The 19,281-nt window shown below is 59.6% G+C and carries 15 protein-coding genes and 1 pseudogene; 7 read left to right on the top strand and 9 right to left on the bottom strand.

The annotated features are described in order from the left end of the window. Nucleotides 1–121 precede the first annotated feature (121 nt). Together GA0061100_RS18285 and GA0061100_RS18280 are read left to right on the top strand one after the other, a co-directional pair. Nucleotides 122–1,348 (top strand): argininosuccinate synthase, encoded by a 1,227-nt coding sequence (locus GA0061100_RS18285; protein ID WP_075854132.1) that lies wholly within the window; start codon nucleotides 122–124, stop codon nucleotides 1,346–1,348. Nucleotides 1,349–1,501: 153 nt separating this feature from the next. Continuing rightward, the gene (locus GA0061100_RS18280; RefSeq protein ID WP_075854131.1) at nucleotides 1,502–2,419 is read left to right on the top strand and encodes an ornithine cyclodeaminase family protein; all 918 of its coding nucleotides are present in this window, start codon (nucleotides 1,502–1,504) and stop codon (nucleotides 2,417–2,419) included. A gap of 36 nt (nucleotides 2,420–2,455) precedes the next feature. Here GA0061100_RS18280 and GA0061100_RS18275 read toward each other — a convergent pair whose 3' ends face one another. From GA0061100_RS18275 to GA0061100_RS18265, 3 genes and pseudogenes are all read right to left on the bottom strand, one after another. Beyond that, nucleotides 2,456–3,034, bottom strand: a complete 579-nt coding sequence (locus GA0061100_RS18275) for a nucleotidyltransferase family protein (protein ID WP_075854130.1) — start codon at nucleotides 3,032–3,034, stop codon at nucleotides 2,456–2,458. Between the two features lie 173 nt (nucleotides 3,035–3,207). Beyond that, a pseudogene (locus GA0061100_RS35175) lies at nucleotides 3,208–3,306 on the bottom strand (AAA family ATPase); the annotation flags it as partial. Between the two features lie 24 nt (nucleotides 3,307–3,330). Then, a complete protein-coding gene (locus GA0061100_RS18265) occupies nucleotides 3,331–4,230 on the bottom strand; it encodes a LysR family transcriptional regulator (protein ID WP_075854129.1) in 900 nt (299 codons plus the stop codon). A 103-nt stretch (nucleotides 4,231–4,333) separates the two neighbouring features. Here GA0061100_RS18265 and hglS point away from each other — a divergent pair, with 103 nt between their 5' ends. The 4 genes from hglS to ydiJ all read left to right on the top strand — a co-directional run bounded on the left by hglS (nucleotide 4,334) and on the right by ydiJ (nucleotide 11,730). Next, nucleotides 4,334–5,728 carry a 2-oxoadipate dioxygenase/decarboxylase HglS gene (gene hglS / locus GA0061100_RS18260; protein WP_075854128.1) on the top strand — a complete coding sequence of 465 codons (1,395 nt, stop codon included), beginning with the start codon at nucleotides 4,334–4,336 and terminating at the stop codon, nucleotides 5,726–5,728. A gap of 56 nt (nucleotides 5,729–5,784) precedes the next feature. Beyond that, on the top strand, nucleotides 5,785–7,317 hold the full coding sequence (gene amaB, locus GA0061100_RS18255) for an L-piperidine-6-carboxylate dehydrogenase (RefSeq protein ID WP_075854127.1): 1,533 nt from the start codon (nucleotides 5,785–5,787) through the stop codon (nucleotides 7,315–7,317). A 6-nt stretch (nucleotides 7,318–7,323) separates the two neighbouring features. Beyond that, nucleotides 7,324–8,559: a pyridoxal phosphate-dependent aminotransferase gene (locus GA0061100_RS18250; RefSeq protein WP_075854126.1), complete on the top strand. Its 1,236-nt coding sequence runs from the start codon at nucleotides 7,324–7,326 to the stop codon at nucleotides 8,557–8,559. Between the two features lie 135 nt (nucleotides 8,560–8,694). After that, on the top strand, nucleotides 8,695–11,730 hold the full coding sequence (ydiJ, locus tag GA0061100_RS18245) for a D-2-hydroxyglutarate dehydrogenase YdiJ (protein WP_075854125.1): 3,036 nt from the start codon (nucleotides 8,695–8,697) through the stop codon (nucleotides 11,728–11,730). 82 nt (nucleotides 11,731–11,812) lie between these two features. Here the strand turns inward: ydiJ and GA0061100_RS18240 are convergent, their stop codons facing one another. After that, the gene (locus GA0061100_RS18240) at nucleotides 11,813–12,916 is read right to left on the bottom strand and encodes a saccharopine dehydrogenase family protein (RefSeq protein ID WP_075854124.1); all 1,104 of its coding nucleotides are present in this window, start codon (nucleotides 12,914–12,916) and stop codon (nucleotides 11,813–11,815) included. A gap of 138 nt (nucleotides 12,917–13,054) precedes the next feature. On the opposite strand from GA0061100_RS18240, the gene GA0061100_RS18235 reads away from it, so the two are divergent. Continuing rightward, entirely contained in the window at nucleotides 13,055–13,486 is a 432-nt protein-coding gene (locus tag GA0061100_RS18235; protein ID WP_075854123.1) for an Lrp/AsnC family transcriptional regulator, read from the top strand. A gap of 10 nt (nucleotides 13,487–13,496) precedes the next feature. Here the strand turns inward: GA0061100_RS18235 and GA0061100_RS18230 are convergent, their stop codons facing one another. The 5 genes from GA0061100_RS18230 to GA0061100_RS18210 all read right to left on the bottom strand — a co-directional run bounded on the left by GA0061100_RS18230 (nucleotide 13,497) and on the right by GA0061100_RS18210 (nucleotide 19,193). Further along, nucleotides 13,497–14,321 carry an ABC transporter ATP-binding protein gene (locus tag GA0061100_RS18230; protein ID WP_075854122.1) on the bottom strand — a complete coding sequence of 275 codons (825 nt, stop codon included), beginning with the start codon at nucleotides 14,319–14,321 and terminating at the stop codon, nucleotides 13,497–13,499. Next, a complete protein-coding gene (locus GA0061100_RS18225; RefSeq protein ID WP_075854121.1) occupies nucleotides 14,318–15,307 on the bottom strand; it encodes an ABC transporter ATP-binding protein in 990 nt (329 codons plus the stop codon). Before GA0061100_RS18225 ends, GA0061100_RS18230 begins: the two co-directional genes overlap by 4 nt. Nucleotides 15,308–15,311: 4 nt before the next feature. Further along, nucleotides 15,312–16,169 carry an ABC transporter permease gene (locus GA0061100_RS18220; protein ID WP_075854120.1) on the bottom strand — a complete coding sequence of 286 codons (858 nt, stop codon included), beginning with the start codon at nucleotides 16,167–16,169 and terminating at the stop codon, nucleotides 15,312–15,314. A 3-nt stretch (nucleotides 16,170–16,172) separates the two neighbouring features. Beyond that, nucleotides 16,173–17,177: an ABC transporter permease gene (locus GA0061100_RS18215; protein ID WP_075854119.1), complete on the bottom strand. Its 1,005-nt coding sequence runs from the start codon at nucleotides 17,175–17,177 to the stop codon at nucleotides 16,173–16,175. A 117-nt stretch (nucleotides 17,178–17,294) separates the two neighbouring features. Further along, complete coding sequence (locus GA0061100_RS18210; RefSeq protein ID WP_075854118.1) at nucleotides 17,295–19,193, bottom strand: ABC transporter substrate-binding protein; 1,899 nt, start codon at nucleotides 19,191–19,193, stop codon at nucleotides 17,295–17,297. Between the last annotated feature and the right edge of the window lie 88 nt (nucleotides 19,194–19,281).

The following is a 19,281-nucleotide window of genomic DNA, read 5'->3' as shown; positions in this document are numbered from 1 at the left end:
GCTCCAGTGGCCAGGTAAGTGGCATAATATACCAATTTGTCTCGTATCCTTGAAGTCTTTGCAAGCTCATTGCGCGGAGATTGGCCTATCGTTTCATGCATCAACATGGAGACGGAAGCCAATGTCGAAAAAGCTCAAGAAAGTCGTGCTCGCCTATTCGGGAGGCCTGGACACATCCATCATCCTGAAATGGCTGCAGCAAACCTACGGCTGCGAAGTCGTGACCTTTACCGCCGATCTTGGCCAGGGCGAGGAGCTTGAGCCGGCTCGCCAAAAAGCCGAACAATTAGGCGTGGCGGATATCCGGATCGAGGATGTCCGCGAGGAATTCGTTCGCGATTTCGTCTTCCCGATGTTCCGGGCAAACGCGCTGTATGAGGGGCAATATCTCCTTGGCTCTTCCATCGCCCGTCCGCTGATCGCCAAGCATCTCATTAATATCGCGCGGGAAGTGGGCGCCGATGCCATTGCCCACGGTTCGACCGGCAAGGGCAATGACCAGGTACGTTTCGAACTGGCGGCCAATGCACTGAATCCATCGATCAAGATCATCGCGCCATGGCGCGAGTGGGCCATCCAATCGCGCACTCAGCTGATCCAATACGCCGAAGCACATCAAATTCCCGTGCCGAAGGATAAACGCGGCGAAGCTCCTTTCTCGACCGACGCAAATCTCCTGCACACATCCACTGAAGGCAAGGTCCTGGAAGATCCCGCCGAAATCGCGCCATCCTATATCTATCAGCGCACCGTCGATCCTGTGGACGCGCCTGACGAGCCGGAGATCGTCGTCATCGGCTTTGAAAAGGGCGATGCGGTTTCTCTGAACGGCGAGGTAACGGCACCAGCCGCGCTCCTGACGAAACTCAACGAATTGGGCGGCAGACATGGGATCGGGAGGATCGATCTCGTCGAAAACCGTTTCGTCGGGATGAAATCGCGCGGCGTTTACGAAACTCCCGGCGGTACGATCCTGCTCGCCGCTCATCGCGGCATCGAATCCATCACGCTCGACCGTGCCGCGGCACATTTGAAGGATGAGATCATGCCTCGCTACGCTGCACTGATCTATAATGGATTTTGGTATTCGCCCGAGCGGGAAATGCTGCAGGCATTGATCGATCAGAGCCAAATCCATGTCAGCGGCGAAGTGACGCTGAGGCTCTACAAGGGTTCAGCCAGTGTGATCGCCCGCACCTCGCCCGCCTCGCTCTACTCAACCGACCTCGTCACCTTCGAGGAAAGCTCCGGAGCATACGATCACCACGATGCCGAGGGCTTCATCAAACTCAATGGCCTGCGCCTGAAGAGCTGGGCAATGCGAAACGCCAGGATGGCCGTATCATAAGAACGGCCATGAAGCTCGGATAGTCCGGACCATATGATTCATGCTCACCGACACCTTGCATTGGTTGTTTTCAGACCTGCTGTTGCCGGCCGCTATTGACCTCAGGCGCGCTTGAGGTTGCAGAGTGGCCGGACACACGGAGGTCGACCCGCAATGAAGATATTGAAAGACGAAGATTTATGCCCTGCCGCAGTCATGCGTGGGGCGATCGATGCCTTGGAAACAGCCTTTCGGGCCAAGGCGGCGGGCGAGATGGTATCCCCACCCCGGCATCATGTCTCCTTTCCCAAGCGTGGAGACATCGTGTTTACGGTCGGCGGCATAGACGGCGAACGGCCGCTTGCCGGCTTTCGTGCCTATGAGACTTTTAATGGCGGGCAGCATTCACAAGTCGTCGCTGTTTGGCGTGCCGATACTGCAGAACTGCAAGGCGTCATATTGGGCGAACGGCTCGGCCAGATCAGGACGGGGGCGATCGGAGGCGTGGCCATCCGCCACCTCAGCGCTCCGACCGCCAGAACGGTCGGCATCGTTGGCAGTGGCGCGCAGGCGCGAACGCAGCTGATTGCCGCTGCCGCCGTTCGCGACATAAGCTCTGCCCGGGTCTTCAGCCGAAACCCGGGAAACTGCGCCACCTTCGCTGAAGAGATGCAATTGCAACTCGGCATTGCCGTTGAGCCGGTCACCAGTGCCGCAAGAGCCGTGGCCGATGCCGATATCGTGTTATGCGCGACAAGCAGCGACATGCCGGTGATCGATGCTTCGGAATTAAAAGCTGGTGTCCATATCAACACGATAGGCCCGAAGACGCTCAAGGGACATGAACTCGGCCTGGACGTCGCTGATATGGCCGGCATCATCGCCACGGATTCTCCCGAGCAAACACGCGCCTATGCGTCCCCATTTTTCCTTTCCGGGACCATACACGAGAAGCGAATGATCGATCTTGCAGCGATAGTCGCCGGTCTCGCTGCCGGTAGAACGTCGCCTCTCGACACGACGCTCTTCTGTTCGGTCGGCCTCACGGGCACGGAAGTCATCGTAGCATCGGCTATATTCGACACGATCTGACGTCGGGTTTGAAATCGCGCGGCACCTGAGGGCCATTCAGCCGTCCCAGTCTACGACGCGCAGCCCCGGCCAGACCGCAGTCCAGCGATTGACTTTCTGTTCATAGATCGGCTGCGTAATCTGCTTCTTGTTGGGGCGCACGATGCCATTCAGCAGATCGGAAAGACCGAATGGAGCACAATAATCCAGGCCGTGGCCATTGAGACGCAATCCCACGGCGGTTGCTGTGGTCGGAAAAGTGGTGATGGCGTCCAGGGTCGATTTGTAAGGCGGGATTGAGTATCCGAACTTGGCTTCGTACCAGCAGTGAACGCGGGCCTCGTTCTTCACATCAATCCAGACCGGTAAACCGGAAAACATCTCGCGAACCCGAGCAGCATGGCCGGCCTCCGCTTGTTCGGACAGATCATCGGCATCGAAATAAACGATGTCGAGGTCATTGATCCCATGAGACGGAGGCAATCCGAAGGCATGGTTCCAAACAGTCTGGGCAATGGCTCCTGCCACCAGCCAGCAATCTGGCAGCGCAATCTCACTCCAGCGTTGGAGAAGCGGCACGAGCAAAAGGCTCTTGAAGACTATGTCCTCCAATTCCGCTTGTTCGCTCGTCGTCATTGCCCTGTCCTTTTGGAAGCGGCCGTGCAGCCATGGTCCATGAGCCGTCTTCTACATTGAAGCACGATTCTCGGCCCGACTGTAGACTTAGCCAGCTCATCACCGCTGCCGCTCATCTGCTGTCGCTTGCAAGCCGTAGCGGCCGGCCCATTTCGGCGTGCAAATTCAAAAGGGGCGACAGGCACTTGTGGCCCATGCAGGTCGATATTTCGAACGAACAGAGGTGCGTATCTCCTCTCGAAATTCCAGATATAAGACAGGAAAACCCGATCGGATCAGCGCGGTATCACCGCCTGCTATTGCGGCGTGACCTCGCTCAACAGCCAATCCTGAAACAATGTCGCCGTCTCGTTGGTCTGCTTCTTTTCGGGCATGACGACGTAATAGCTGTTCTCAGTCGGCATAGGCAGATTAAACAACGGCAGAAGCGTGCCGGCCTTGAGTTCATCCTCGATCAGATAGGTCGGCAAAAGCGCGACGCCAAGCCCGGCAATGGCGGCCGCGATGATCATGGAAAACTGGTCGAAGCGCGCACCCGGATAAGCGTTCTCGGTCGGCAATTCCTGCAGATCGAACCATTGCGCCCAGAGCTTCGGGCGTGTCGTCAGATGCAGCAGCGGGGCTGCGGACAGCTCTTCCGGCGCGACAAGATCCAGCCGCGCGGCAAGTTCCCGGCTGGCGACCGGCAGCACAGTCTCGTTGCAAAGAAAGGTCGCGACAGCCCCTGCCCAGGACGGCAGGCCATAGTGAATGGCAAGGTCGAAATTATCCTCGTCAAAATTGAAGGGCTTTGAGCGAGATTCCACCGTGACGGCGACGTCGCGATGTTCATCCAGAAAACGACCTAGGCGAGGCACCAGCCAGCGCGTGCCGAAGGTCGGCAAGGTCGCGACCTTGAGCGACAGTTTCATCTGGCCGGCAGCGACGGCGCCGATCATCAGCCGCTCCGAACGCAAGAGCAGGTCTTTTACCTCCGGCAACAGCCGAAGACCGGCCTCGGAGAGCACAACGCGTTGCCGTACGCGCTCGAACAGCTTCAGACCCGTCTGCTGTTCGAGATCGCTGATCTGCCGGCTGACGGCGCTTTGGGTAAGGTTCAGCTCTTCCGCCGCGCGCGAAAAATTCTGGTGACGCGCCGCGCATTCGAAGGCCTGCAGATTGACGATGTCAGGGATGAGGCGTCGACGCATGTTCATTCCATTTTCGCATCAAGTTAGAATTCTTTCTCACAACACCGGCCATCAAACAAGAGATATCCTGCGAAACAGGAATGATATAGCTTTCAGGAAGAGATCGCACATGAAGCCTGATCACGTCTCGACCAGCGATATTCGCAGCGCTTTTTCAGCCGCCATGTCGGCGATGTATCGTGAAGAAGTTCCCGCCTACGGCACGCTCATGGAACTGGTTGCCCGCGTCAACAACGAAACGCTGGCGGCACAACCGAAGCTTAAGGAGCGGCTGGAGGCGACCGATTATCTCGATCGTATCTCCGAGGAGCGGCACGGCGCCATCCGGCTCGGCACGGCGGCGGAACTTGCAATGATGGCCCGCGTCTTCGCCGTCATGGGCATGTACCCGGTCGGCTATTACGATCTGTCGACCGCCGGCGTGCCGGTTCATTCGACTGCGTTTCGCCCGATCGGTGATGCCGAGCTGAAGCGCAATCCCTTCCGCGTCTTCACCTCGCTGCTGCGGCTGGATCTAATCGCCGATGAAGACCTTCGCAAGGCTGCCGCGGACATTCTTGCCAAGCGCCGGATTTTTACCGATGGCGCGGTTGCGCTCACCGAGAAGGCCGAACGCGATGGCGGTTTGACCATGGCCGATGCCAGCCGGTTCGTCGACGAAGTGCTGGAAACCTTCCGCTGGCACGACGAAGCCAATGTCGATGCCGGCATGTACCACCGCCTTCACGATGCGCATCGGCTGATCGCCGACGTCGTGTCGTTCAAGGGGCCACACATCAATCATCTGACGCCGCGCACGCTCGATATCGATCAGGTCCAGGCATTGATGCCGGATTACGACATCGCGCCGAAAGCTGTCGTTGAAGGGCCGCCGACACGTGCCTGCCCGATCCTGCTGCGCCAGACCTCGTTCAAGGCGCTCGAAGAACCCGTTTCCTTCCGCAATGCCGATGGCGTTTGGGAGGCCGGCTCGCACACTGCCCGCTTCGGCGAAATCGAACAGCGCGGCATTGCGCTGACCCCGAAAGGCCGCGCGCTTTACGACAAGTTACTGGATCAGTCCCGCAAGGTCGTGAGCCCGGCCGCCGACGGATCGAATGCCCGCGATTATGAGGCCGCACTTGCGCAGAGCTTTGCCGAATTCCCCGACGACTGGCCGGCAATCCGCGCCGAAGGCCTCGGCTACTTCACCTATTCGCTGACGGCCAAGGGCCAGACCGCCGCTACGAGCCATGCGGATATCGACGCGCTGATCGACCAGGGCCTCGTCCAGTTCGACCCGATCGTCTACGAGGATTTCCTCCCCGTCAGCGCCGCCGGCATCTTCCAGTCCAATCTTGGCGATGGCGCGCAGCAGGACTTCGTCGCCAGCCCGAACCAGCAGCGCTTCGAAGCCGATCTCGGTATGAAGGTGCTGAACGAATTCGACCATTATGCCGGCATCGAACAGGCATCGATCGACGCTTGCCTGCGGGCATTATCCAAACAAGACGCCGCCGAGTGAGGCGCAGCAGCGCCAATCGCCGCCGCCCGGATCAAAGACAATTGGAGTTTCATGACATGAACATCGCAGCCAAGACCCCTTCCGTTGCAGCCGAAGCGGCCGCCATTCTCGAAAAGCTCGGCGTCGACAAGGCGCTCTATACTGGGGGCGACATGCCCTCCTACTCCCCGGTCACGGGCGAGAAGATCGGCAGCCTCAAGACCGTTTCGGCCGATGAAGCAGCAAGCAGGATCGAGAAGGCCCATGCCGCATTCCGCGCCTGGCGCCTCGTGCCGGCTCCCAAGCGCGGCGAACTGGTACGCCTGCTCGGCGAAGAGCTGCGCGCTGACAAGGACGATCTCGGCCGTCTGGTTTCGATCGAAGCCGGCAAAATCCGCTCCGAAGGCCTCGGCGAAGTGCAGGAGATGATCGACATCTGCGATTTCGCCGTCGGTCTTTCCCGCCAGCTCTACGGCCTGACGATCGCGACCGAACGGCCGGGCCATCGCATGATGGAAACCTGGCATCCGCTCGGCGTCGTCGGCATCATCTCGGCCTTCAACTTCCCGGTCGCGGTCTGGTCTTGGAACGCGGCGCTGGCGCTGATCTGCGGCGACGCCGTGATCTGGAAGCCGTCGGAAAAGACGCCACTGACCGCACTTGCCTCGCAGGCGATCTTCGATCGTGCACTTGCCCGCTTCGGCGATGCGCCGGAAGGTCTGTCGCAGGTGCTGATCGGCGATCGTGCGATCGGCGAAATCCTCGTCGACCATCCGAAGGTGCCGCTCGTTTCGGCAACCGGCTCGACCCGCATGGGCCGTGAAGTCGGACCGCGGCTTGCCAAGCGTTTCGCCCGCGCCATTCTTGAACTCGGTGGCAACAATGCCGGCATCGTCTGCCCGTCGGCGGATCTCGACATGGCGCTGCGCGCCATCGCCTTCGGTGCCATGGGCACGGCCGGCCAGCGCTGCACGACGCTGCGCCGCCTCTTCGTCCACAAGAGCGTCTACGATCAGCTCGTACCGCGGCTGAAGAAGGCCTACCAGAGCGTATCGGTCGGCGATCCCCTGCACTCCACCGCTCTCGTCGGCCCGCTGATCGACAAGGCGGCGTTCGACGGCATGCAGAAGGCAATTGCTGAGGCTAAGGCTCACGGTGGCTCCGTCACCGGCGGCGAGCGGATCGATGTCGGACACGCCGAAGGCTATTACGCAAAGCCGGCGCTTGTAGAAATGCCGAAGCAGGCAGGCCCGGTCATGGAAGAGACCTTCGCGCCTATCCTCTACGTCATGCCCTATGACGATTTCGACGCCGTTATCGACGAGCACAATGCCGTTGCCGCCGGCCTGTCGTCCTCGATCTTCACGCGCGACATGCAGGAATCCGAGCGCTTCCTCGCAGCCGACGGTTCCGATTGCGGCATCGCCAACGTCAATATCGGCACCTCGGGCGCCGAAATCGGCGGCGCGTTCGGTGGCGAGAAGGAAACCGGCGGCGGCCGCGAATCCGGCTCGGATGCCTGGAAGGCATACATGCGCCGCGCGACCAACACGGTGAACTACTCCAAGGCTCTGCCACTGGCGCAGGGTGTCTCCTTCGACATCGAGTAAGCGTCCATGACGATCGCCACGAAAATCGAAGAGGCGGGCTTCAAGCCCGCTTCGCGCATCGCCTCCATCGGCGTTTCGATCATTCTTCAGATCGGCGCACGCGCCAATGCGATGAAGCGGGACGGCCTGCCCGTCATCATTCTCGGAGCGGGCGAGCCGGATTTCGACACGCCTGACAATGTGAAGGAAGCGGCCAAGGCCGCCATCGATCGCGGCGAAACGAAATACACCGCGCTCGACGGCACGCCGGAGCTGAAGAAGGCGATCGCCGGAAAGTTCCAGCGCGAGAACGGCATCGACTACGCGCTCGACGAAATCACCGTGGCGACAGGTGCCAAACAGATCCTGTTCAACGCTTTCATGGCCTCGATCAATCCGGGCGACGAGGTCATCATCCCGACACCCTATTGGACCTCCTATTCCGATATCGTCGAGATCTGCGGCGGCGTACCGGTTCTGATCCCTTGCGATGCCAAGGCCGGCTTCCGCCTGAAGGCTGATCAGCTCGAAAAGGCGATCACGCCGAAGACGCGCTGGTTGCTGCTCAACTCACCGTCGAACCCATCGGGTGCGGCCTATTCCAAGGCCGACTATCTGCCTCTGATCGAGGTGCTGTCGCGCCATCCACATGTCTGGCTGATGGTCGACGACATGTATGAGCACATCGTCTATGACGGATTCGAGTTCGTCACGCCCGTTGCGATCGAGCCCAGCCTCAAGAGCCGCACGCTGACCGTCAACGGCGTCTCCAAGGCCTATGCCATGACCGGCTGGCGCATCGGCTATGCCGGCGGCCCCAAGGCTCTCATCAAGGCCATGGCGGTCATCCAGAGCCAGGCGACATCCTGCCCCTCTTCCGTCAGCCAGGCCGCGGCGGTTGCCGCGCTGAATGGCCCGCAGGATTTTCTTGAAGGTCGCAAGGCAAGCTTCCAGCGTCGGCGCGATCTCGTCGTCAACAGGCTGAACGCCATCAAAGGCCTGGATTGCCTGGTGCCGGAAGGCGCCTTCTACACATTCTCGGGCTGCGCCGGCGTACTCGGAACGACAACGCCATCAGGAAAGTCTATCGAGACGGACGCGGACTTCTGCGCCTATCTGCTCGATGAAGCCCATGTCGCCGTTGTGCCCGGCTCCGCCTTCGGGCTGTCGCCCTATTTCCGCATTTCCTACGCGACATCGGAAGCCGATCTCGTCGAAGCGCTCGATAGGATTGAACGGGCCTGCGCAGCTCTCAGGCGCTAAAGCAATTCCAGCCGAAGCGCAAAGCAGTCATGCATCCGGAATTGCGTGAAAACAAAGAGATAGAGCATTTCCGTAATTCTGTTTAAAAGCGGGAATGCTCTCATCATCGCGTAAAACGCCGGAAGCCTTCGCATCATGATACCACGCCTCGTTTTGGCAAAAGACAGTTCGCTACATCAGATCGGCGCCTTCGGGCGCCGACTGACCGCACTTGGCTTTCAAGGCGATGTCGAGACGGATGACGGCGCGCGGACGGTCGCCTCGACCGACAACTCCATCTATCAGGTCAAGCCGGCGGCCATCCTCTATCCACGCGGCGCCGGTGATCTGAAAATCATTGCCAGAGCCATATCCGAGCCTGCTTTTTCCGATCTCACCATCGCCCCGCGCGGCGGCGGCACAGGGACCAACGGGCAATCGCTGACCTCGGGAATCATCGTCGATTGCTCCCGACATATGAACCGCATTCTGGAGATCGATCCGGTTAGAGGGATCGCGCGTGTCGAGGCTGGCGTCGTCAAGGATCAGCTCAACAAGGCGCTGAAATCATACGGGTTGTTCTTCGCACCGGAACTTTCCACCTCCAACCGCGCCACCATCGGCGGCATGATCTCCACCGATGCCTGCGGCCAGGGTTCTTGTCTTTACGGCAAGACCAGCAATCATGTTCTCGGCCTGCACGTGGTACTCTCAGATGGCAGCGATTGGTGGTCGCGCCCGCTCGCCGAGACCGAACTGGAGGAGATCAAGGCGCGTGACGATCGGATCGGCGAAATTCACCGTGTGGTCGATGCGATCGCCAGGGAAAAAAGCGAGCTGATCGCGGCAACCTTCCCGAAGCTCAACCGCTACATGACCGGCTACGATCTCGCCCATATCAGGCGCGAGAACGGCCGCTTCGATCTGAATGCGGTACTATGCGGCTCGGAAGGCACGCTTGCGATGATCGCCGAAGCCGAACTCAACGTGCTGCCGATCCCTGCGCATTCGGCGCTCATCAACATTCGCTATAACAATTTCAACATCGCGCTCGAAGATGCGCGGCAGCTGGTGGCGCTGAAGGTCGCCTCGGTCGAGACAGTCGACGAGAAGGTGCTGGGTTTGGCGAAGGGCGATATCGTCTGGAGCGGCATCGCCCGCTTCTTTCCCGAGGATGCATCCGGCTCCGCCAATGGCATCAATATCGTTGAGGTGCTGGCCGACAATCGCGACGAGCTGGAACGGAAGCTGGCGGATGTGACCGCCGCTCTTGATGACCTCTCGGCGGCCCGCCACAAGGGCTATACGGTCGCCCGTGAAAAGACCGAGATCGAGGCGATCTGGTCGATGCGCAAGCGCGCCGTCGGTCTGCTCGGCAATGTCGAAGGACCGGTGCGGCCTGTGCCCTTCGTCGAGGATACTGCTGTTCCACCCGAGCATCTGGCCGCCTATATCGGAGAGTTCCGGGCGCTTCTCGATGCCGAGGGACTGGATTACGGCATGTTCGGCCATGTCGATGCCGGCGTGCTGCATGTCCGCCCTGCCCTTGACCTTACCCGCTCCGACCATCAACCGCTCGTCCGCAAGATCAGCGACGGCGTCGTCGCCCTCACCCGCAAATATGGCGGCGTGCTTTGGGGCGAACATGGCAAGGGCGTACGCTCGGAATATGTGCCCGCCTATTTCGGCGACCTCTATCCCAGCCTGCAGGATATCAAGCGCGCATTTGACCCAGAGGATCGGCTCAACCCCGGCAAGATCGCCTCCGGCTCATCGCGTCCATTGCTCAAGATCGACGAAGTATCACTACGCGGTGACTTTGATCGCATTATCGGCAACGATATCCGCGCCGCCTTCGATAATGCCGCTTATTGCAACGGCAACGGCGCCTGTTTCGATTTCGATGCCGCGAGCCCGATGTGCCCCTCCTTCAAGGCGACGGGCGATCGTCGCTATTCTCCGAAAGGCCGCGCGGCGCTGATGCGCGAATGGCTGCGCCTGCTCGCCGAACGGCAGGTCGATCCGCGGCGCGAGGCGGAGGCACTGCACCATGCCAACCCTTTCGGCAATCTCCTGCGGCGGATAGTCAACTCGCTCAATCCGGCCAATCGCGATGACTTCTCCCATGAGGTGCGGGCAGCAATGGATACCTGCCTCGCCTGCAAGGCCTGTGCCGGCCAATGTCCCGTCAAGGTCAGCGTCCCGGCCTTCAGATCGAAATTCCTTGAGCTCTATTACGGTCGATATCTTAGGCCACTCAAGGACCCAATCGTCGCCGCCATCGAAACGATCCTGCCGCTGATGGCGCGTTTCAGGCCCGGCTACAACATGCTGACCGGATCGGCCGTTGGACGAGCCTTGATGCGGCTTGCCGGCCTTACCGCGCTTCCAGCGATGCCAGCGCTATCGCTCGAACGGGAGGCGCCCCGGCTCGGTGTTCGGATCGCGACGCCAGAGCGTCTGGCGAAGCTCCCGGAAAACGAGCGTGCCCGAGCGGTCGTCATCATCGCTGATGTCTTCTCCACCCATTTCGACCCGGCCGTCGTCATCGCAACTCTCAAGCTCGCGCTGAAGATCGGCTTCACGCCGTGGCTTGCCTCCTCGCAGGACAACGGCAAGGCCCTGCATGTCCATGGTTATCTCGGCCGCTTCGAAAAGGCGGCGACGAAATCGCGTGACTATCTCGATCGTATCTCGCAAATGAATATCCCGCTCGTCGGCATCGATCCGTCGATGACGCTGACCTATCGCAGCGAATATGCCGCTCTACCCTCCGCCCGGCTGCAGGCCCCGGTGCTGCTGCTTCAAGAGTGGCTTGCCGCCAATCTCGACCAATTGCCAACGCCACGCACGTTGCCGCAAGAGCGTTTCACGCTGCTTGCTCATTGCACGGAAAAAACGAACGCGCCGGCCGCCCTCAAACAATGGTCCGTGCTCTTCGACAAATTGGGCATCAAGCTCGACATGACCGATGTCGGCTGTTGCGGCATGGCCGGCACCTTCGGCCACGAGGTGCGCAATCGTGCCATCTCGGAAAAGCTCTACGCGATGAGCTGGCAGGACAGGATCGCTGAGAACGGCAATCAGATCGTCGTCATGGCAACCGGCTTTTCCTGTCGCTCGCAGGTCGCCAAGATCGATCGGCAAGCTATCCCGCACCCGGTCGAAATCCTCGTGCGGCTGATTGGCTAACCGCTGAGGAGCCGCTCCCAAGGGGCTAAAACACATGTGGCGCCCGAGAGCGCCACATATAAAAACAAGTGAAAATAGCCGCTTAGACGGCTTCTCTCATCCTAATCTTTTCCAGGCTGTAGACCTGTCCGAAGCGATTGGCGAGGAAATCGCCGAGATCGATTTCTTCCTGGCAGACGAAGCCCTTGGCGGGAAGCTTGCCCTGAGCCAGCAGATCGAGCACCGTCGTAATGCCGGCAGCCGTGGTGATCTGGATCGCGCTCATCTTCTTGCCCGCAACGATGCCTGCATAAACCTTGTTGGCATAGGTCTCCTGCATGTAGCGACCCTCGCGCCAGCCGCAGACGGTGACGAAAACGACCACGACATCCTGCATGGTAGCCGGCAGCGCGTTTTCGAAGAGATCCTTCAGCACGTCGCGGCGGTTCTTGAGGTTCAGGTCGTTGAGCAGCGCCTTGATGATGGCCTGATGGCCGGGATAGCGGATGGTGCGGTAATTCATCGTACGCACGCGGCCAGCCAAAGTCTTGGCCAGAGTTCCAAGGCCGCCCGATGTGTTGAAGGCCTCATAGGTAACACCGTCGAGCGAGAATTCTTCGCGCTCTTCCATGGCCGGCACGGTCACGAGCTTGCCTTCGACGATCGCTTCGCAGGGCTCGATATATTCATTGATAAGGCCGTCCGTGCTCCAGGTCAGATTGTAGTTCAGGGCATTGGACGGGTATTGCGGCAGCGCGCCGACGCGCATGCGCACGCTGTCGAGGCTGTCGAAATGCTTGGTGAGATCATTGGCGACGATCGAGATGAAGCCCGGCGCCAGGCCGCATTGCGGGATGAATGCCGTATTGGCACCCTGCGCCAGCTCTTCCACCTTCTTCGTCGTTGCGACATCTTCGGTGAGGTCGAGATAATGGACGCCGGCCTCGAGTGCCGCTTCCGCGACGAAACCTGTGAGATGGAACGGTGCAGCCGACAAGACGGCGAACTTGCCCTTCAAAACGCCGACGAGCCCGGCGCGGTCGGAAATGTCGACGGCGGCGGTGGAAATTGCAGGGTGACGGTCGATCTTATCGAGCTGCTCCTGGCTACGATCGGCGACAACGACCTTGTAATCGCCCGTTTCGGCCAGCATCAGAGCGATCGCTCCACCGATCTTGCCTGCGCCGATGACCACTATGTCTTTCATATGACTCCCCTGCATTTCATTGATAAGATTTTTATAAGTGTAGGCAGGAGTTGGACGATTCATAGCGACGAAAAATGCATTTCGTTGTATAAATCTGTACAAACTGACGAATGAAATTCGCATAATGCAGGAAACGCCATGCAGGTTACAGATAAGGATCGCGAACTGATCGCCTTGCTCGGCCAGAACGCCCGCATGCCCGTGGCAACGCTCGCCAAAAGACTGTCGCTGTCGCGCACCACCGTTCAGGCAAGGCTCGAACGGCTGGAGCGGGAAGGTGTGATTTCAGGCTACGGCGTGCGGTTGTCTGAGACCTATCTTTCCGGCCTCATCCGGGCGCATGTACTGATCACGATCGCGCCGAAGGCGCTGTCAGCAGTGACGGCATCACTGGATGCCATTCCAGAGGTGACGACGCTTCATTCCGTCAGCGGCACATTCGATCTGATCGCCATCATCGCGGCGCCCTCGATCTCCGAACTGGATCAGTTGATCGATGGTATAGGCACGATCGACGGCGTCGAACGCACCTTGTCGTCCATCATCCTTTCGACACGGATCTCACGCTAGGACCTGCAGGTCAGCCAAGCGCTGCCGGCTCCATCTCGGGCGTGGTGGACAAGACTGCTTCCTTCAAAGCACGCGAATAGGGATGCTGCGGATTATCAAGTACGGCGCGCGCGCCGCCCTGCTCGACGATCTCGCCCTTCTTCATGATGATGATCCGATCGCTGATGTAGTAAGCCGTTGCCAGATCATGGGTGATGTAAATGATCGAGAGCCCAAGATCCTTCTTCAGCTGGCCGAAGAGATTGACAATCGCCATTCTAAGCGACGCATCGACCATGGAGACCGGTTCGTCGGCCACCAGCAAGCGTGGCTGCGGGATGAGCGCCCGCGCGATGGCCGTTCGTTGCAACTGACCGCCGGACAGCTCATGCGGAAATCGCCCCTTCACCTCGGCAAGGGTCAGACCGATATGGGCAAGCGCCTCGTCGGCCATGCGCTCGACATCCGCGCGATCCGGCTTAACGCCAGTCGGCGCAAAATTCCTTGCCGTTTCAAATAGATATCGATCGACCCTCTTAAGCGGATTGAACGCTTCGAACGGATTCTGAAGAACCGGCTGCACCTCGCGCATGAAGGCGCGCCGTTCGGATCGTCCATGAATGGCAACGGGGTTTCCGCGAAAAGTGAGATCACCCGATGTCGGCGCCGTCTGGCCGAGAATCATCGCCGCGATGGTGGATTTGCCCGAACCGGACTCGCCGACGATGGAGAGTATTTCCGGCTCATCTCCCAGGCTCAGGCTGACGTCGTTCACCGCCACGATCTGACGACGGCTGAGCATCCCGCCCTGCCGGTAGACCTTGCTGACATGCGAGAGGGAAAGAAGATCGCTCATGACGCTCCTCCCGTCACCGCGAAGCAGGCGACGCGACGCTCCGGCTCGACGGCAACCATGGGCGGCGCTTCACGGCTGCAGATATCCATGCGTTTAGGACAGCGCGGATGGAAACGGCATCCCTCCGGCGGCATGGCGAGATTGGGCGGCCGCCCTTCCAGCGAGGGACGCGTGGAAGCGTCGCCGATCCGCGGCAGGCTTGAGACCAAGTGCTGTGTGTAGGGATGGAGCGGCATATGAAAAAGCTTGCGCGTCGGCGCTTCCTCGACCAACCGGCCGGCATAGACGATGCCGATGCGATCGGAGACGGCGGCGTGAACGCCCATGTCATGGGTGACAAACAGGAAGGACGATCCCATTTCGCGCTGTATCTCGCGGATCATCGACAGCACATCGCGCTGGACGATGACATCGAGCGCCGTCGTCGGTTCATCGGCAATGATGAACTCCGGCGTGAGAATGGTGGCGAGCGCGATCGTCATTCGCTGACGCATGCCGCCCGACAATTCATGCGGATAGGCATCGAGGAGATGCGCGTCGAGCTTCAGCCGCTGGAGATGAGCGCCAACCCGATCGAAGAAGGTGGCACGATCAGCCTTCATATGCCGAAAGGCGAAATCGGTGAACGAATGCCGGATGCGGCGCACCGGATTGAGCACATTCATCGAGCCCTGCATGATGTAGGAGAGATGCCGCCAGCGAAGCGACGCCCGCTGCTCCGCCGTCATCGCATAGATATCCTGCGTCCCATTGTTGAAATGAAACTTGACCGCGCCCGAGACGACGCGAAGCGGTGGCCGGATGGCGCCCGCAATCGTCTTGATCAACGTCGTCTTGCCGCTGCTCGATTCACCGGCGACCCCGTAGATCTCGCCGCGGCCGATCGAGAGGCTGACATCGTCAACCGCCCGCACCTCGCGATCGACACCGTAGAGAAAAGCCCGGTAATAGGCCTTGAGGTTATTGACCTCGACGACAGCCTCCATACCCTCAGCCTCCCATCCGGTTCAAACGACTGCGGGGGTCGTTGTATTCATTCATCGACATCGACAGCAGGAAGAGTGCCATGAACAGTACGACGATGGCCGCCACCGGCGCTGCGACCCACCACCATGTTCCGGCGATCAGTGCCGAATGGGCATTGGCCCAATAGATCATCATGCCCATGGTTGGCGTCTCGATATCGGTGAAGCCGAGCACCGACAGGGTGATCTCCATGCCGATCGACCAGATCATGTTGTTCATCGTCGTGGCGAAGACGATCGGCAGCACGTAGGGCAGATGCTCCTGGACGAGGATTTTGGACATGCTCATGCCGGAATAGACGCTCTGCGTCGTAAACGGCCGCGTCTTCAGGCTGATCGCCACCGAACGGATCAGGCGCGCATCATAGGACCAGCCGAGCGAGGCCATGACGAGGATGAGCACCGTCCAGGTCATGCCGTCCTTGAGCACGAAATAGAACAGGATCAGCAACGGAAACTGCGGGATGACCATGATGCTGTCATTGATCGCCATCAGCACGCGATCGACGGCACCGCCGGCATAGCCCGCCACCAGCCCGACCACCAACGAGATGATGCGCGACAGAATGGCGACGCCGATGCCGAAATAAAGCGTGTTGCGGAGCGCTGTGGTCAGTTGCCAGAAAACGTCCTGGCCGCGCGACGTCGTGCCCAGCCAGTATTGCCCATCCGGCGGCATGTCGGGCGGCAGTAGGTAAAGATCCGAAGGACCGTAGGGCGAGAAATAAGACAGGATCACCAGCCCGACGATGATGACGAGCAAAAGCAGACCGCAAAGGAATTCCATATTCTGGCGAGCAAGGTCGCGAACGATCGTCAGCATGGCCTACTCCACCTTGATGCGCGGGTCGATCAGCGGACCCAATATGTCGATGATGAAGACCGCAGCGGCAACGCCGGCGATCGATAGCGCGCTCAGCCCCAATACGAGACTGTAATCGCCGGCATGCACCGCCGAAATCAGGAGATTGCCGATACCTGGATAGCCGAAGACGATTTCGGTAATGACGGTGCCGTTGAAGACGGCGCCGAGCGACATGGCAAGCCCGGTAAATTGCGGCACCATGGCGTTGCGGGCGATGTAGGAGCGCAGGATCTTGCGCTTCGGCACGCCGCCGAGCTCGGCGAAGACGACATAATCCTCTGTGATGATATTGGAGACGAGTGCGCGCATGCCGATCAGCCAGCCGCCCGTCCCGACGAGGATCAGAGACAGCGCTGGCAGAATGGAGTGGCGAAGAATATCGAGCACCAGCGCAAAGGACAGCTGCAGATTGGTGTTCATCTCATAACCGCCATTGATCGGCAGGATCGGCCAGACATAGCCGAAGAGGATGATGAGAACGAAGGCCAGGATATAATAGGGTATCGGCTGCATGGCGATGAAAACGAGGCTGACGGCCTTCAGTATCGTGCTTTTGCGGTAGTAGCCTGCGAGCGCGCCGATCATGTTGCCGAGCAGGAATGTGATGATGACGGAAACGGTCATCAGACCGATCGTCCAGGGCAGTGCCCTCATGATGATGGCCGAAACGGGGGTGGGAAATGCAGAGAGCGATGGCCCGAGATCACCGGTCGCAAGACGCTCCCAGAAATGCAGATATTGCTGCCAGATGGAGCCTTCGAGACCGTAAAGTTCCCGAAGCGACTGACGCATCAATTCGACGGCGCGCGGATCGGACGCACCCATTTGCTGAATGGCGCCGATGCTTTCCTCGACGGGATCGATCGGCGTCATATGAGTGATGAAGAACGTCGCGGAGATGCCAAGGAAGACAACGAGCAGGAATTGGCCAAATCGTTTTAATACGAAAACTGGATAGGACGTCATGCCGCCGTCTTCCTCACTGCTTGCGCTTCATCGTCAATTCAAAAGATTCGCCGGACGTGCCTAGTGTCCGGCGAAAGGTGCCTGATGCGGCGACTGCCGCACCAGGGTCGGGAGAAACTAAGGCTGGGCGGGCTTGAGCTTGACCATCATCAACCGGGAGTTCGCCCAATTGGGAACCGGGTCCGTATAGGGGTCGGCAATGGTCGGATAGCCCTTCCAGTAGGTCGTATCCATCGAGGTGAAGACGTTGTAGGACATCAGAGGAATGGTCGGCATTTGCTGTGCCACCAGCTTCAGATAGTCCTTGCCAAGCTCGATGCCCTTCGGATCATCGGCGCTGACGCGGCGGATGTTTTCGATGATCTTGTCGAGATCCGGATTGGACCAGCGCTGCCAGTTGCGCGCCGCCTGATTCTCGCCTTTCTTGGCAACGAAATCCGAATGCCAGCTATCGAGGAAGAAGGACAGATCGGGATCGCCGCCCCATGTCTCGACGCTCCAGGCAATGGCGCACTGGAAGTCGCCGGTCGCCAGCCCCTGCCAGACGGCCGAGGAGGGAACGGCCTTGGCGTCGATGCCGAAGGCAGCCCATTGCTGCGCAATCAACGTGCCGGCACGGGTGAAGACCGAGCGGGTGTCGCCCTCGACCGTCATGCGGATCTTGAAGGGCTGGCCGTCAGGCGTCATCCATTTGCCGCCAGCCTTCTTGAAGCCGGCCTTTTCCAGAAGCTCGGCTGCCGCCTGGGGGTCGGGCTTCCACCAGCCATAGCCAAAGGCGCTGCTGATCGCGGCCGGGTCGGTCGGGATCTGATCCTTGTATTTCGGCTGTTTGCGCAGCAGGTCGGCGATTTGCTGGCCGATCGTCGGATCGTAAGGCTTGATCTTGCGCTTGCCCGTATCGATCTCGAAATTCTTCAGCCAATCCTGCATCGGCACCTGATAGTCCGTCATGGCAATCGCCGTCGGCGGAACACCGAGCGCTGAAAGCGTCGCAGCACCACGATAGCTCGCCATATCGACGGCCTTGATATCGATGAGCAATGCCAATGCCCAGCGCACGTCCGGATTCTGGAACAGCGGATCCTGTGTATTGAAGATTACGGCAGGCAGCGTCGGATCGGGATGAGCGAAGGGGAAACTGGGGAACCAACTTTCGACGGTCTTCGACTTCTCCTTCAGCGTGAACATGCCTTCGGGCGTGTTGTCGTGAATGATATCGAGATTGTGCTCGAGCTGCGCGATCGTCCGCTTGTCCGGTGGGCCGGGATCGACATAGCTCACATATTTCGGAGCCGGCTCGCCGAAGCGGGCAAGCGAGGTGCGCTGCCAGTCGTCGCGCTTCTCCCAGGTGTACCACTTACCCTGCGGGTCAAACGCCTTCAGCTTGTAGGCGCCGAGCGAAACGGGATTGGCAAAATCATAGCGAACCGGATCGGCGACCTTTTCGAAGACGTGCTTCGGCATGATCCAGGCGCCGTTCCAGCGAACGGTGAAGATCGCATGGAAGCGCGAATTCGGCTTTTTCAGCTTGAAGACGACCGTATAGGGATCCGGTGCTTCAACACTCGCGACCTGGACCGAGAAGGCCGCACTCCAGTTCATGCCCGGATGGTCCATCTGGGTCTTGACGGTGTAGACCACGTCATCGGCGGTGAATTCGACGCCGTCGCTCCAGTAGATGCCCTTGCGCAATTTCACCGTCATCTGGGTGAAATCGTCGTTATATTGCGGCTTGTCGGCAGCAAGGGAATTATCCCATGCCGAACCGCCCAGGCCCTTCTCCGGATCGATGTACCAGAGCGTATCCATGGTCAATTGTTGAATGCCGGTCGAGACGCCGCCGCCGCCATTGACCCAGACATTGAACCAGCCAGGGTTCTTGATCGTTCCCTCAGGATTTTCGACGATCAAGGTCTCCTTGCGTGGCAAGGCGGTATAATCTTGAGCCTTGGCCGCCGCAATGAGGCCGAACGTGGCCAGTGCGACGCCGAAGGCAAGCTTCTTCCACTGCTGCATGATCTCCTCCCATTTTTATCGACTGCACGGCGCACCCAAGCGATGATGAGCAGACCGCGATTTTCACCCCTTTTTTCCCGGCTGGCCG

The organism is Martinezella hainanensis (assembly GCF_900094555.1).
GTDB lineage: Bacteria > Pseudomonadota > Alphaproteobacteria > Rhizobiales > Rhizobiaceae > Rhizobium > Rhizobium hainanense.
This window is presented reverse-complemented; position numbering and strand designations above follow the sequence as displayed.

Coding starts and splice junctions, on each gene's coding strand:
- GA0061100_RS18235 (WP_075854123.1), top strand. CDS start 13,055: ATGCAGGTTACAGATAAGGATCGCGAACTGATCGCCTTGCTCGGCCAG.
- hglS (WP_075854128.1), top strand. CDS start 4,334: ATGAAGCCTGATCACGTCTCGACCAGCGATATTCGCAGCGCTTTTTCA.
- GA0061100_RS18250 (WP_075854126.1), top strand. CDS start 7,324: ATGACGATCGCCACGAAAATCGAAGAGGCGGGCTTCAAGCCCGCTTCG.
- GA0061100_RS18215 (WP_075854119.1), bottom strand. CDS start 17,177: ATGACGTCCTATCCAGTTTTCGTATTAAAACGATTTGGCCAATTCCTG.
- ydiJ (WP_075854125.1), top strand. CDS start 8,695: ATGATACCACGCCTCGTTTTGGCAAAAGACAGTTCGCTACATCAGATC.
- GA0061100_RS18285 (WP_075854132.1), top strand. CDS start 122: ATGTCGAAAAAGCTCAAGAAAGTCGTGCTCGCCTATTCGGGAGGCCTG.
- GA0061100_RS18225 (WP_075854121.1), bottom strand. CDS start 15,307: ATGGAGGCTGTCGTCGAGGTCAATAACCTCAAGGCCTATTACCGGGCT.
- GA0061100_RS18220 (WP_075854120.1), bottom strand. CDS start 16,169: ATGCTGACGATCGTTCGCGACCTTGCTCGCCAGAATATGGAATTCCTT.
- GA0061100_RS18275 (WP_075854130.1), bottom strand. CDS start 3,034: ATGACGACGAGCGAACAAGCGGAATTGGAGGACATAGTCTTCAAGAGC.
- GA0061100_RS18210 (WP_075854118.1), bottom strand. CDS start 19,193: ATGCAGCAGTGGAAGAAGCTTGCCTTCGGCGTCGCACTGGCCACGTTC.
- GA0061100_RS18240 (WP_075854124.1), bottom strand. CDS start 12,916: ATGAAAGACATAGTGGTCATCGGCGCAGGCAAGATCGGTGGAGCGATC.
- GA0061100_RS18265 (WP_075854129.1), bottom strand. CDS start 4,230: ATGAACATGCGTCGACGCCTCATCCCTGACATCGTCAATCTGCAGGCC.
- amaB (WP_075854127.1), top strand. CDS start 5,785: ATGAACATCGCAGCCAAGACCCCTTCCGTTGCAGCCGAAGCGGCCGCC.
- GA0061100_RS18230 (WP_075854122.1), bottom strand. CDS start 14,321: ATGAGCGATCTTCTTTCCCTCTCGCATGTCAGCAAGGTCTACCGGCAG.
- GA0061100_RS18280 (WP_075854131.1), top strand. CDS start 1,502: ATGAAGATATTGAAAGACGAAGATTTATGCCCTGCCGCAGTCATGCGT.